12 protein-coding genes are annotated in these 14,233 nt (G+C 55.6%); 4 read left to right on the top strand and 8 right to left on the bottom strand.

The features are described 5' to 3' along the window. Positions 1-37 precede the first annotated feature (37 nt). The 4 genes from BMH52_RS29690 to BMH52_RS21200 all read left to right on the top strand — a co-directional run bounded on the left by BMH52_RS29690 (position 38) and on the right by BMH52_RS21200 (position 6,371). Entirely contained in the window at positions 38-379 is a 342-nt protein-coding gene (locus BMH52_RS29690; protein WP_073844967.1) for a hypothetical protein, read from the top strand. A gap of 99 nt (positions 380-478) precedes the next feature. Next, entirely contained in the window at positions 479-1,735 is a 1,257-nt protein-coding gene (locus BMH52_RS21190) for a TolC family protein (protein ID WP_008437421.1), read from the top strand. Next, entirely contained in the window at positions 1,732-3,216 is a 1,485-nt protein-coding gene (locus BMH52_RS21195; RefSeq protein ID WP_008437420.1) for an efflux RND transporter periplasmic adaptor subunit, read from the top strand. The genes BMH52_RS21190 and BMH52_RS21195 overlap by 4 nt, the downstream gene beginning before the upstream one ends. Beyond that, positions 3,213-6,371: an efflux RND transporter permease subunit gene (locus BMH52_RS21200; RefSeq protein WP_008437418.1), complete on the top strand. Its 3,159-nt coding sequence runs from the start codon at positions 3,213-3,215 to the stop codon at positions 6,369-6,371. Before BMH52_RS21195 ends, BMH52_RS21200 begins: the two co-directional genes overlap by 4 nt. A 105-nt stretch (positions 6,372-6,476) precedes the next feature. Here the strand turns inward: BMH52_RS21200 and BMH52_RS21205 are convergent, their stop codons facing one another. The 8 genes from BMH52_RS21205 to BMH52_RS21240 are packed head-to-tail and all read right to left on the bottom strand — an operon-like array spanning position 6,477 to position 14,231. After that, complete coding sequence (locus tag BMH52_RS21205; protein WP_008437415.1) at positions 6,477-7,160, bottom strand: DsbA family protein; 684 nt, start codon at positions 7,158-7,160, stop codon at positions 6,477-6,479. Next, positions 7,157-7,453: a hypothetical protein gene (locus BMH52_RS21210; protein ID WP_008437414.1), complete on the bottom strand. Its 297-nt coding sequence runs from the start codon at positions 7,451-7,453 to the stop codon at positions 7,157-7,159. Before BMH52_RS21210 ends, BMH52_RS21205 begins: the two co-directional genes overlap by 4 nt. Continuing rightward, positions 7,450-10,413: a conjugative transfer ATPase gene (locus BMH52_RS21215; RefSeq protein WP_024073351.1), complete on the bottom strand. Its 2,964-nt coding sequence runs from the start codon at positions 10,411-10,413 to the stop codon at positions 7,450-7,452. Before BMH52_RS21215 ends, BMH52_RS21210 begins: the two co-directional genes overlap by 4 nt. Then, positions 10,413-10,841 carry a TIGR03751 family conjugal transfer lipoprotein gene (locus tag BMH52_RS21220; protein WP_008437412.1) on the bottom strand — a complete coding sequence of 143 codons (429 nt, stop codon included), beginning with the start codon at positions 10,839-10,841 and terminating at the stop codon, positions 10,413-10,415. Before BMH52_RS21220 ends, BMH52_RS21215 begins: the two co-directional genes overlap by 1 nt. Next, the gene (locus BMH52_RS21225) at positions 10,819-12,309 is read right to left on the bottom strand and encodes a TIGR03752 family integrating conjugative element protein (protein WP_024073352.1); all 1,491 of its coding nucleotides are present in this window, start codon (positions 12,307-12,309) and stop codon (positions 10,819-10,821) included. The genes BMH52_RS21220 and BMH52_RS21225 overlap by 23 nt, the downstream gene beginning before the upstream one ends. After that, complete coding sequence (locus BMH52_RS21230) at positions 12,299-13,201, bottom strand: TIGR03749 family integrating conjugative element protein (protein ID WP_008437410.1); 903 nt, start codon at positions 13,199-13,201, stop codon at positions 12,299-12,301. Before BMH52_RS21230 ends, BMH52_RS21225 begins: the two co-directional genes overlap by 11 nt. Then, positions 13,201-13,854, bottom strand: coding sequence for a PFL_4703 family integrating conjugative element protein (locus BMH52_RS21235; protein ID WP_020302977.1), 654 nt, complete (start codon positions 13,852-13,854; stop codon positions 13,201-13,203). Before BMH52_RS21235 ends, BMH52_RS21230 begins: the two co-directional genes overlap by 1 nt. Next, positions 13,851-14,231 carry a TIGR03750 family conjugal transfer protein gene (locus BMH52_RS21240; RefSeq protein WP_008437403.1) on the bottom strand — a complete coding sequence of 127 codons (381 nt, stop codon included), beginning with the start codon at positions 14,229-14,231 and terminating at the stop codon, positions 13,851-13,853. The genes BMH52_RS21235 and BMH52_RS21240 overlap by 4 nt, the downstream gene beginning before the upstream one ends. Positions 14,232-14,233: the final 2 nt, after the last annotated feature.

The raw sequence follows: 14,233 nt of genomic DNA on the forward strand, positions 1-14,233 counted from the left end.
ATTGTAAGGGCCATTTGCACCGTCTACACTCCAGCTCATGAAACGCTACCTGCGGTTTTGCCTAATTTTCCTGATTAGCTTGGCGCTTCCCCTCAGCGGGATGGCGGGTGTTCAGACATCGATTGAACCATGCCCGATGAAAACCATGGGCATGGCGATGATGGATGGTATGGGGCAAGACTGCTGCCACGACATGAAAAGTCCCACCGAGCATGGCAAACCTTGTAAGCCCGGTCAGGAATGCAAAACTGGCGGCATGTTGCAAGTATCGATCATCAAGCCTCCTATCACCCTGTCCAGTCCTCTCATTCTATCATTCTCCAGCCATTTCCCGCTCGTACAAACCTCTTCAGGGGTATGGCGACCCCCACGTACTTGATTCCTGTACCACACTGAGCCTCATTCCGCGTTAGCGGGATGGCATATCTGCGCGCATGTCTTATGAAGCGCGCGGTGGATCATCACAGGAATCGTGAACATGAACTCCAAGTGCTGTTGCACAGGTTGGTCCTTCCTGGCCGGCCTGGCGGCAAGCGTACTTGCATTGCCGAGCTTCGCTAGCGCATTGACATTCGATGAAGCGCTGCGTCTGGCCGAAAACAATGCACCATCGTTGACCGCACAAGACGCCAAAATTCAAGCAGCCACTAGCGCGGCCATTCCCGCCGGCGAACTACCCGATCCCAAGCTACTGCTGGGCGTGCAGAACTACCCCATTGGTGGACCCGACAGATGGAGCATCGACCAGGACTTCATGACCATGCAAGTGGTCGGGATTAGGCAGGAGATGCCCAACAGCGACAAGCGCAAAGCACGTATCGAGGTCGCGGATGCGGCTGTTGATCGAGCGTCAGCCGAGCGTCGAGTGGCGCGTCTGAACGTCCGACAGTCCACGGCATTAGCCTGGATCAGAAGCTACTCGGTTGAGCGTAAAGATGCGTTGTTCCAGGACTTCTACAAAGAAAACCGTCTTCTGACCGATACCGTCAGAGCTCAGATTGCGGGTGGCCGAGCCCAACCCGCCGATGCGGTGACACCTAAACAGGAAGCTGCTCAACTGGCTGAGCAGCAGGATGATTTAGTTCGTCAACGTGCACAGGCCCGGGCCGCCCTCAAGCGCTGGATTGGCCCTGCCGCCGATGACAAACCGGTAGGCGGTTTGCCTGATTGGCCTATTGAGACCTCAGGTTACTCCCATAAGCTGCAACATCACCCCGAATTAGCGGCTTTTGTGCCGATGACCCGTGAAGCACAAGCCAAGATCCGTGAAGCTGAGGCGGAAAAGCAGTCTGACTGGAGCTGGGAATTCGATTATCAGCACCGAGGCCAACAATTCGGTGACATGGTCAGCGTGCAGTTTTCATGGGATCTCCCGCTGTTCCCTAACTCTCGGCAAAACCCCAAGATTGCGGCCAAGCACGCCGAACTAAACCAGCTTGAGGCTGAGCGCGAAGCCCTGTCACGCGAGCATACCCAGCAACTGGAGGATGAGTTGGCTGACTACGAGCGCCTCAATCGTGCAGTCAGCCGTAATCAGGAAAGCTTGTTGCCGTTGGCTAAAGAAAAGGTCGAACTCACGATGGCCAGCTACCGCTCCGGCAAGGGTGATTTGAACTCGGTTGTTGCCGCCCGACGCGAACTCATCGAAGCCCGTCTCAAGCAGGTTGACGTTGAAGAGCAACGTGCCCTGACCAGCGCTCGCCTGTATTTCTCTTACGGGGAGTCCGCTCAATGATTTTTAAATTATGGAAAGGGACTTTAATCATCGGCATCTCGATTGCCTTGGGTGTTGCCGGGGGTTACTGGTTAGCCCAACCGCGAATGAGCGGAGTAGCTGGTGTCGTACCGGATCATGAACCCAAAGCCTCTGCCGATCGAAAAGTTCTGTATTGGTATGATCCCATGTACCCACAACAGAAATTCGATAAACCGGGTAAGTCACCCTTCATGGACATGCAGATGATCCCTCAATACGCAGATACCAAGGGGGACAGCGCTGCCATTCGAATTGATCCAAGCCTGACTCAGAACCTTGGTGTGCGACTGGCTAGTGTCAGTCGAGGCGTATTTGCCTCGACACTGAACGTGGTAGGTGTGCTGGCCTTCAACGAACGGGACGTTGCAGTCATTCAGGCCCGTACAGCGGGTTTTGTCGAGCGTGTGTATGCCCACGCACCTGGTGATGTGCTGAAAGCGAATGCCGCCTTGGCAGATATCTTGGTGCCGGAGTGGGCAGCTGCTCAGGAGGAATTTCTCGCCCTCAAGCGTAGTGGCGATGCTGGCTTGCTGACAGCGGCCCGGCAGCGACTGCGGCTAACCGGAATGCCACTTACGTTAATTGCTCAAGTTGAGCGCACTGGCAAAGTTCAATCGAACCTGACTCTGACCAGCCCTATTGGTGGTGTGCTTCAAGAGCTGAGTGTGCGTGAAGGTATGACGGTGGCCGCAGGCGAGACGTTGGCTCGTGTTAATGGTTTGAGCAGTGTCTGGCTGGCCGTGGCTGTACCAGAGGCGGAAGCTGGGTCAATCGTAGTAGGGCAAGCAGCTGAAGCGCGTTTATCCGCATTCCCTGGAGTTGTGCTCAAGGGCGTCGTCAGTGCGATTCTTCCGGAAACCAGTTCGGACAGTCGCACACTTCGCGTTCGAGTTGAGTTACCCAATCCAGATGGCCGACTCAGACCAGGTTTGACCGCACAGGTAAGCCTCAATCGTTCAACGGAGCAAAGTGTTCTGTGGGTGCCGAGCGAGGCCGTCATTCGTACCGGTCGACGTGCGTTGGTCATGCTCTCTGAAGACGCTGGTCGATATCGCCCGGTGGAGGTGCAGCTAGGCCAGGATAACGATGGCAAGACGGCGATATTGAAAGGCTTGGAAGAGGGGCAGAAAGTGGTGACCTCTGGCCAGTTCCTGCTCGACTCGGAGGCCAGTCTCAAGGGCGTTGTCGCAAGCTCATTGGACGTTTCGCCATCTACTATGCCCGTTGGCGCTTTGCATGAGGCCGATGGTCAGATCGTTGAGATCAACGACAAAGAAGTCACGCTCGCCCACGGTCCCTTCAAGACATTGGGTATGCCAGGCATGACGATGACTTTCCCTCTCGCCACTCCTGCTCTGATGAAGGGCCTAAAAACGGGCGACAAGGTTCGGATCGCTGTTAGCCAGACGGACGATGGTCTGCGTGTTGAACGTCTGGAACGCTCTGGGGGCCAGCCATGATTGCGGCCCTTATTCGCTGGTCGGTGGCCAACCGCTTTCTTGTGTTGCTGGCGACGCTGTTCGTCACGGCATGGGGGATCTGGGCGGTTCAAAGTACGCCCATCGATGCATTGCCAGACCTGTCGGATGTTCAGGTAATTATCCGTACACCTTACCCAGGCCAAGCCCCACAGATCGTCGAAAACCAGGTGACCTATCCACTGGCAACCACCATGCTCTCGGTACCTGGGGCCAAGACTGTGCGCGGTTACTCCTTCTTTGGCGACAGCTTCGTTTATGTGCTGTTCGAAGACGGAACTGACTTGTACTGGGCCCGCTCGCGGGTGTTGGAATACCTGAGCCAGATACAAAGCCGCCTACCAGCCAGTGCTAAGCCAGCCTTAGGACCTGATGCCACTGGCGTTGGCTGGATTTTCCAGTACGCGTTGGTTGATCGCAGCGGTGGGCACGATCTGGCGCAACTGCGAGCCCTACAGGACTGGTTTCTCAAATTCGAGCTCAAGACGCTGCCGAACGTTGCGGAAGTTGCCACCGTAGGTGGCATGGTCAAACAGTATCAGGTCCAGCTCGATCCGCTAAAGTTGGCGAACTTGGGTATCACGCAGTCTGAGGTGACCGAGGCGATCGGCAAAGCCAATCAGGAAACCGGTGGAGCCGTGCTGGAAATGGCGGAGACAGAGTTCATCGTACGAGCTTCCGGCTACCTAAAGACGCTCAATGACTTTCGCGCCATCCCGCTCAAACTGGGCGCGGGCAGTGTGCCGGTCACGTTGGGCGATGTTGCCACGATTCAGTTAGGGCCTGAGATGCGTCGAGGCATTACCGAACTCGACGGTGAAGGTGAGACCGTCGGCGGCGTGGTGATTCTGCGCAGCGGGAAGAATGCTCGTGAAACCATTGCGGCGGTCAAAACCAAACTCGACGAGCTGAAAAGCAGTCTGCCGGCGGGGGTTGAAATCGTCACCACCTACGACCGCAGCAAGTTGATTGATCGTGCCGTGGAAAACCTCAGCCACAAGCTGATCGAAGAGTTCATCGTCGTCGCGTTGGTCTGCGGAATCTTTCTCTGGCACCTGCGTTCATCTCTGGTGGCAATCATTTCCCTGCCGGTTGGGGTGCTGATCGCCTTCATCGTGATGCGCTATCAGGGTATCAACGCCAACATCATGTCCCTTGGCGGGATTGCCATCGCCATCGGCGCTATGGTCGACGCTGCCGTGGTGATGATTGAAAATGCCCACAAGAAGGTCGAGGCTTGGCACGTGGCCAATCCTGGGGAGGAACTGAAAGGTGAACGTCATTGGCACGTGATGACTGAAGCGGCTGCCGAGGTAGGACCTGCATTGTTCTTCTGTCTGCTGATCATCACCCTGTCGTTCATTCCGGTGTTCACGCTGGAGGCTCAGGAAGGACGTCTATTCGGTCCATTGGCGTTCACCAAAACCTACGCTATGGCCGCAGCGGCTGGACTGTCGGTAACTCTCGTACCGGTGTTGATGGGGTATTGGATTCGTGGACGAATTCCCAATGAGCAGCAGAATCCGCTAAATCGCTGGTTGATCCGGATCTACGAACCCGCTCTGGACGCCGTATTACATCGACCTAAAATAACGCTGCTGGTTGCGTTGCTAGTCTTTGTCAGCGCGTTGTGGCCGATCTCTCGTCTGGGTGGTGAGTTTCTTCCCCCGCTGGACGAAGGGGACCTGCTCTATATGCCATCAGCTCTGCCTGGATTATCGGCGCAGAAGGCCGCGCAACTGCTTCAACAGACTGACCGTCTGATAAAGACAGTTCCAGAGGTCGAACACGTTTTCGGCAAAGCCGGCCGCGCTGAAACCGCGACTGACCCAGCACCTTTGGAAATGTTCGAAACCACCATCCAATTCAAACCACACGAACAGTGGCGCCCAGGCATGACCCAGGAAAAGCTCGTTGAGGAGCTAGACCAAGCGGTGCGTGTCCCAGGATTGACCAACATCTGGATACCGCCGATTCGTAACCGCATCGACATGCTGGCCACTGGCATAAAAAGCCCTATTGGTGTGAAGGTTGCCGGTACCAACCTGACGGAGATCGATGCCGTCACCCAAGCCATCGAACGTGTTGCCAAGGATGTCTCAGGTGTGAGTTCAGCGTTGGCCGAACGACTGACCGGTGGCCGCTATATTGATGTGGATATCGATCGTAAAGCTGCGGCCCGCTATGGGTTAAATATTGCCGATGTGCAATCGATCGTGGCCGGCGCAATCGGCGGTGAAAACGTCGGGGAGACGATTGAAGGGTTGGCTCGTTTCCCAATTAACGTACGTTACCCTCGTGAGTGGCGGGATTCACTCGGCGCTCTGGAGCAGTTACCTATCTATACCCCTCTAGGCAGCCAGATCACTCTTGGCACCGTTGCGAAGATCAAGGTCAGCGATGGTCCGCCGATGCTTAAGAGTGAGAACGCCCGACCTTCAGGCTGGGTGTATATCGACGTGCGGGGACGGGATATTGCTTCGGTAGTCGCCGATCTACGACGGGTCGTCAGCGAGCAGGTTAAGTTGCAGCCTGGTATGAGCCTGAGCTACGCAGGACAGTTCGAATTTCTCGAAAGGGCCAACGCACGACTCAAGCTGGTGGTGCCTGCCACGCTGTTGATCATCTTCGTGCTGCTTTATTTAACCTTTGCTCGCTTCGATGAGGCCTTGCTGATCATGGCCACTCTGCCATTCGCACTGACTGGTGGGGTATGGTTTCTCTATCTATTGGGATTCAACCTGTCGGTCGCCACTGGTGTCGGCTTTATCGCTTTGGCCGGTGTTTCTGCCGAATTTGGCGTAATTATGCTGCTTTATCTGAAGAACGCCTGGGCTGAGCGTGAAGACCTCGGCGATAGGACCGAGCACGGGCTGATGGCCGCGATTCGTGAAGGCGCTGTCCAGCGCGTTCGGCCCAAAGCCATGACTGTGGCTGTCATCATTGCTGGCTTGTTACCCATTTTGCTGGGCAGCGGGACCGGCAGCGAGGTGATGAGCCGAATTGCGGCACCCATGGTTGGAGGCATGATTACCGCGCCCTTGCTGTCGCTGTTTGTCATTCCGGCAGCCTATCGACTGATGCGTCGCCGGCACCTCTCAGTTGAGCCCATCAATCCTCAAGAAAAAGTCGTATGAAACTGACCCTGATTGCAGTTGCAAACACCGTATTTGCGCTGTCTCTTTCGGCCCACGCGTAGGACATGCCGGGCATGAAAATGTATGAATGGAATGCAAGCTCATTTAATGACAATGGCTAAGTGATTTAACGTTCGACTTTTGCAGAGCGTCGCAGCTCTTTTTTTGAGCCAGCCAATCACGAGCTGATAATAACAATACCCCGTCAGCTGGTCCCTCAAGCTTTACGGAGCTGCCAGTCGTGTTGTCTTTAATTATCACAGTAGGAGTTGCCGTAATGCCCGCTTTGAGGGCCTCCTCGACCTGTTGGCCAACATGCCGGGCGATCACTTTGTCGGTAGCTGCACAGGACAATAAGTCCTGGTAAGTAACATCAACGACGTTCAGATGCCCATTGAAACCCTCACCGTTGCTACGGGTCCGGTCAAAAATCTGGTCAATGGCTTGCCAGAAGGCAGGTGCGCCACCAAGCGCCCCCGCACATTCAGCGAGCTTGGCTTCGTGTAATGCGGTCGGACCGTGCACATCCAGTGGCAGATGATGCCACTGCAGGTTTACATCCTTCTGCTGCTGTATCCAGGTTTTCAACGCAGGTGTGTACGTCTTGCAGTAGGGGCACTCCAGATCCGCGAACTCAGTCACAGTCCAGCGTGCTTTGGAAGGACCAAACAACCACGGGCCTGTGTTGTGCGGGGATGGTATCTCACTTCGAGTGAGGGCTAAGCAGGCCATCGATGTGCCTGCCAAAACGCACCCCAGCATCAACCAATATTTGCGAAGGCCTATCATGCCCGAGCCTCTGCTGGCTTCGATGAAAGCAGCGCTTGTTTACGAAGGGCCTCAAGAAGAGCGTTCTCAGCATTCTCGGGTTGTGGGTGCTGTAGCAGCCAATTGGCTAACACCGCGTGAAGTTGGGACTCGATGTCACGACGATCCACCGCACGAACCAAAACCTGTTGCAGTTGCTCTATCAAAACGGGGGCACACACCTCAAGGGTTTGAAGGGCGTCTTCACCCGGTTGTTCAAGCAGCTGGGTCAGACTTTCTATAAGGTTCTGGGTCAGGGAATTCAATGCTCTCATGCTTGGCGCTCCAAGGCCGTGACTTGCTCGGGGAAAGTAATGATGTGAGGTTCGATACCGCGATAGCGGTCAAGCGTTGCAGCAACTTCAATGGCCGCATCCAGCTCGCTGCAGCCTTTGGCTTGCATGATGTCGAAGCGTTGCTTTTTCTCTTCCGGCTCGGTCATGGCCAGGGCCAGATACAAACTCGGTGGTACCGCCCGGAATAACATTTCCATGCTTTTGGACAACACGACGCCCTCGGTGAATTTGCCGCTTTCTTTACGCGCTGACAGCATCATCGACTTCTGTGCAGGAGTCAGTTCACGAAACCGCGCGATCTTCTCCACCTCATCAGGCGGCATGTTTAAGCACATCCACCACTCGATCATGTTGAGCAGGGCTGAGGCCTCTGGCGGCACGTCGTCAACGTTCTGGGTGGCCATCCAGAACCAGGCGCCGAGCTTTCGCCACATTTTGGTAATCTTGACGGAGTAGGGGGATAGGAGTGGGACCTTCAACTGGATGTGGCCTTCGTCGGTGAAGCAGATCAGCGGACGGCCTTTAAACTGGTCACGCTCGGCAATGTTGTTGACCGTGTTGAGCAGGGAAATATAAGCGATGGCCATCTGTGCGCTATAGCCTTCTCGCGCATAGGTGGCAAGGTCGACAATGGTAATGTCCGCTTCTGGCCATGGGGTGCCAGGACGGTTGAACATGTCGCCTTCGGTGCCCATACAGAACATGGACAAGGCTTCCGCCATCTCCAAGAATCGTGAGCTTCGGGCGTCTGGAATACCGGGCTCGAGTCCCATTTCTCGCAGCGCTTCACGGATATCTTCCGGCAGAACGATACGTTGCTCCGTCACGCATTTTTTCGCTGCATTCAGTATGCATTGGCGGATGGCGCTACGGTCGGCACGAGTAAGACGGGCATCCTCTTTTTCTTCACCACCGGTGATCATCAGCCTGGCCGCAATTTCCATCTCGCCCAGGATGTCGCGTTGTTCATCCTCGGTCTGGCTAGTCAGATGTTCGTCCGACGCCTCAAGATCATCAGCTTGGATAATCTTCACGTTTTGGCTGGGTTCGATGAGCTTCACGGCATCAGCGAATGGCGCGAGGCTGACACCCGATCCAGGTGCAAGTCGAACCCGGTTTACCGTCAAACCCAACTTTTTGGCGAAATCACCGAGTAAGCCGAAGCTGTTGCCAGCCTCCACAATGAATAGACGTGGCCGATAGATGGCGATGATTTGGCTAAGGATGTTTGTCGCGCTGGCCGATTTACCTGAACCCGTAGGCCCGAAAATGAACAAATGCGCGTTCATCTGCCGGTCCAGCTTGTTCAGCGGGTCGAAGGTTATCGGCGCTCCCCCACGGTTAAACAGGGTAATACCCGGGTGCCCGGTTCCGGTCGACCTACCCCAGACGGGGGCCAGGTTCGCAATGTGTTGGGCGAACATCAGTTGTGCGTACCACTCCAGTGCTTTGCGCGCATTGGGGTCGAAGTTGCCGGGTAGCCATCTAAGGTAGGAGTTCAGCGGTGCCACTTCATCCCGAGGTTCCACCGGCTCCATGCCCGCACCCAGCAATGCGCTGCTGAGTTGCAAACTGCGTTCGTGCAGCTGGGCATCATCTTTACCCCGCAGGTAAAACGCTACGCTACCTCTGTACAGCTTGTGCTTGCGCCCGAGCAACTGACGGGCGGTGGCGACGTCTTCGCGTGTCAGGATCGAGGCCTGAGTGTCTCCAACTGCCTTGCGTGAAAGCTGTTCCAGATGCCCTTCGAGAATGTCCTGCGGGGTGATCACGAGAGTGATACAGAGAATGGTGTCCTCTGGCATTTTGTCGAACAGTGCGTTGAGCGCATCACCGCCCTTTCGGGTTTCACCGGTTAAGTGCCCGGTCTTGGGAGCATCCCTCAAGCGGTCAAGCATCACCACCTGATGGGGAAGGCCGTCGAAATACCACAGACCTTTCTCTATATCTGACAGTGGTTCGCGATAAAACAGGTTTTGCGAGAAGTCAGTGCCGCTGGCGAGCGGCAGCTCGCCCTCTGCAGCACCAGGTGCTTGCTTGCACACCAATTCGTAGAAGCGGCGAATATCTGCATCGGCAGGGCCAAGATGATCGGGACGTGGATTGAACCAATGAATCAGCCAATGGCGAATGGCGTGGCCATCCATGCGATGGGTTTTAATGCCGGCGTTCGCCAAGCCGCCCACCAAGCGATCGCAGATGATTTTCAGGTAAGGACCTGGTGCCTGGCCTCGCACATCCGCTTGCGCGCCTTGGGTACGGCGGTAGACAACAACACGGACGCGGCGCTGTTGGCCCCTCCAGGGCAGTTGGCTGACCTTGGTGTCTTCAAACAGCCCGCCTGGTTTGGAGATGGATTCCAGGTGTTGCTTCATCAGCTTCAAATAAAGCTCGGTGAATGCACTGCCTTGTGCGCGTGGTTGAACGTAGTCATGCAGTTGCTGAAGGTAATCGTCCCAGCTGGTTTCGTCCTGGGCATAGAGCTGAACCACCCAGGGTGAGGTTTCAAGCTCGTCGAAGGAGTCCTGGAGGGCGTTTTCCAGGGCGTCGCGGGCCTTGCGTAACCATTCGGGATCCCGACCTTCAGTACCAATCGGTGTCAGCTCAAAAAAGGCAGCACGAGACACGCCGTCTTCCAATAGCATGGCTTTTTCTGCAGGCAGGTAATCTACCCACGGCAGTAGGTCTACGAAGGAGGGGTTGACGTGGTATAGACGGTCAGCATCAGCGGTTGTGGCTGGCTTTTTCTTTGGGTTACGCCAATCGCTCGGCGAGGGAATACCCATGGCAGCAAGGCGTTCGTAGTAACGCTCTGTAGCAGCCTCAAACGTCTCGGTTGCTGGTCCCTGCACATCGTCAGATAACGGCGAACCTGGTGTTACGCCAGGTTCCACACGCTCTGTCGCCCGTCGCGTTTTGAATCGTTCAAAAAAACCCATCAATATGCCTCCGTGCGTTCGCCAGGCATGGCGTATTGCACCCGCTGATACAGCGGAAACACCGTGGTGTAGCCTGGGATCGGTGCCGGGTCTGAACCCGCTAAATGAGGAAAGACGTACATCACCAGGTCGGGATTGGGTAGGCGTTTAAATTGGCTGTAGATCTCGTTTTGTGCGGTACGTGTGAACATGGTGTTGTCTGTTTCCCTCGTCTCCAGAGGCCGACGAAGATCTTGGCGTGCATCGAGCAATTGGCGGCTGCTCGAGCTGCTTGAGCCGCTGGAGCCTTGATCCCAAACGTCCATCATTGTGCGGTCCCCATGGGGGAGCAATTCGTCTTTGTTGGTGGAACAGGCCGAGGCGAGTAGGGCGATGGCCAGGTATGCACCTAGTTTTAAGCCATGATTAGTCAAGCGCAGTCGAAACATGACGGGCTCCTGAGCGATAGTTGACCTTGCGGCCATTGAGTTCGTAATCGATGGTCAGTTGCTGGTCCAGGTGCACAGCTATCTTTGCCCCGGGTTGTACATACACCGCTGCGAAGGCTTGCCCGTAGAGTTTGTTGACCCAGCTGGAGACGTCATTGACGCCCTGGCCAATAATTTTGCCCATGGCTTCACTGCCCGAGCCGCCGACAGAACCGATGGTCCCGGACTGAGGGTTTATAAAAGAGCCGCTGTTTCCATCTGACTTGATGAGGGAGGCAGCACCTGCGCCGGCGGCGGTAATCAGTACCTGCGAGCCAATGTATTGCGAGGCGTTGCTTTTGCGGTCGCCACTGATACAAGGAATGCCATAGGCATCGCTTATCCAGCCCAGGCCACCCTGAATGGTGGTTTGGTTGCCATTGTTCTGATTGTTACTATTTTGACTGCTATTCGTTTCTTCCTGAGGTTGTGGCAGCGTGCGCACAGTGCCGTCATTGAAGACGAACGTCAGGCTTTTGATCTGACCGCGTACGCAAGACAGGGTCCAATCGCCGGAAGCCGTTCCGCTGGCCACCGCGCCGGCGACGTCGGGCAAGTCGATGCCGTTGGCCGTGAGATTGTCCGGCCCGATCAATACCTTGAACGGGTAGGGGTCGTTGACAGTGCCGTCAATGGGCACCCGGCCGATCAGCGCGGACATGGCCACCGAACCCATCAATGTCGAGTTCTGCGGCAAGGTGTAGACCTTGCGCACCTGTTTGCGGGCCTCCTGTGGCGAGATTTCATTCGCAACACTTTGAGCGCCCGTGCGCAGTGCATTTTGTCCTCGGTCCACGGACTCGCCAAAAGAGGTCGGGAAGTTGAAGCCGCTTGCCGTTTGATTTGTCCCTGCAGCGATGGGCTTGCCGTTGACATCGACCGGCGTTGCGTCCTGCGGCTCTATCCAAACAACGTCCGCGCCAGGTCCGCCTTTGAAGCCTTGACCGTCACCTGGCTGAACGCCGAAGCCGATCGGCAAATCAGATCCAGACTCATTGCCACTGCCCGATTTGCTGCTCAGGGTATTGTACTGCTGCTGCAGTGTGTCCAAGAGGGTTTGGCTCTGTTGTTGCGCCTCCTGCTTCATCGTTTGCTGAACGTTCTGCAGTTTGTTATCGACGTTGAGGTCGATGTTCTGCAGGCGTTTTTGCAGCTCGATGTTCTGTTGCTTTAGTTCGTCATTGTTCTTCAAAGCATTGGAGACTTGGTCCTTGAGTTGTCTGCTTTCCACGACAATGGTGCGCAATGTGTCGCTGGGTGTATCTCCGTCAACCCCAAGCTTTTTAGCCTCCTTCGTACTAAGTACAACCGTTTCCGGCGCATGAACCTGTTGGTCGGCACTTTCGCGATTGAATAATTTGACCACTACGTATATCGCCAGGATCGCGAACGGTATGACCAGGTATTTAACAAGTGGATTACTCTTCACGACGGCCTCCCTTCGGATCGATCTGGCTGATGGCGGCCGGCAATAACGATTCGGCTAGACCATGACCACGGGTCACCAAGTAGACCGTCGAGGTGTCGCTGGAATCACCTTTGGCGCCAAGGTAGGGATGCTGAAAAGTCGCGGTGACAAAGTCACCCATCAGGTCACGCGGATCCAATGTGAGGTTTTGGGCGCTTGTGTTACGTAGCTTCACCGCCGTGACCCAATACTCGTCTAACCGCCACGACCCCAACGCAGAGGCTTCGACCGGCAATATCGGCATTAGGGTGGTGAGGTCCAAACCGCGCTTCAGATTGATCTGAGCAATCCCCTCCACGGGCTCAACGGTGCGTAGGGGCGCGTAAAGCATCTGTGCGGCATAGCGCGTCATGACCACCGGAAGAGGGGTCTCACGACGCGGTTTCGGCGCGTCCTCATCCTCCTCGGCTTGAGCGCTGGCTTGGGCCGTGGAAGAAGTTGAATGGTTGCTTGTAGGTTTGGCGTTGACTTGGCCGTAACGCGGGGCGGGACTGTCCCCGGCTACAATTTTAGCCGGCTCGGATGCGACCTGATTTGGTTTCCCTACCGTTGCGATGATATCCACGAGCATGATCTCACCGGAGTTCATGTTCTGCAGCTGTAAGCGAGTCGGTTCAATCGGCTCTTTCGCCAACAGGTAGAGGGCACCACCGGTGCTCTGCACGCGCAGTTTGTCGACGAGGTTACGAGGCAGACCCACCCGTACGTTTTGGTCCACAAAGACAATACGCTCCTGACCCACGATCAAGGGCAGTGCTATAGGGATACGATCCCAGCGCAGGATTTCGACGGCGTTGGCCAACCCGCAGAAGTGAAGGGCTACGAGCCCGATGATCAGTAGGCGGCGTGTCATCATTTGCCTCCTGCTCTGGTCGTTTCTGCGGAGACTTCGATGCGTTGTGGATTACTGCTATAACAGTCCCAGGCCAAGCCGAATGGGTTTTTTTCGGGATCGACGTCGAATCGGATAATTCTTAACGGATAGCGAGCAAATGCCCGCTTTACGCGCTCCCCGCCGTAGTGCTCGTCAGCGGTGATGTCCAGGTTGACGGTCCAGTCATTGATGCTGTGCTGTTCAATATGTTGCTCAGACTTATCGTCGATGCCTCTGCCTGGAATTTCAAATACACCCCGCTCACGTTTGCGCAGTTCCCCGCTATTGCGGCGTAGCTCGAAATCTTTCTGCAAGTAGGCTTTGCAGCTGGGAGTCAGGTAGCTTTCCAAGCGGGTAATGTTGTCCTCGTAGTCGGTTTCACCGTCAACGGGCCAACGGTTCATCTGCTGAAAAATGTACAGACCGAAGGCGTATACCGACTCCGGTGGAATATCCCACCACTTACGGGTGCTACCTGAACGTAGATCTGGAGGTACATGAACAGTTAGGTCACGCGGTGCGCTCTGCCAGCCATAAGCCATGTACAGACCCAGGGCAATGAGAAAACCAATGACCATGCGCAGGCTGTTAATGTGGGCCAGTTGGGCGTCTACTTTTTTACGGTAAGTCATTGAACCTCCGTTCGATGACAGGTCCACGCACCTGTACGAGTAATCAGCAGGGCTTTATTCCAGGTAGGAAAGAACCGCGCGATGTTCAATTGCATCTGGCGGTATAGCCATGTATCAGGTCGGCCGCGTTTCCACCGACGCAAGAAACGACTGGCAAGAAACAGCCCTAGGACAGCACAGAGCATGGCGGCGCCGATGATAAGTGCCCAAATCTGGGTCAATATCGCGGCCGGAATACCGATAACCAGCCCTGCGCCGGTGCTCAACGCCAAGGTGGCCCACATTTCGTCAGCGGTAAGGCCGCCCATGATGACTGGCTGATTGTTCAATCGCACAGGGAGGAAAATCAGGGTCCCATCGTCTGAGAGTTCTGTCATGG

The organism is Pseudomonas sp. BTN1 (assembly GCF_001907715.1).
Lineage (GTDB): Bacteria > Pseudomonadota > Gammaproteobacteria > Pseudomonadales > Pseudomonadaceae > Aquipseudomonas > Aquipseudomonas paracarnis.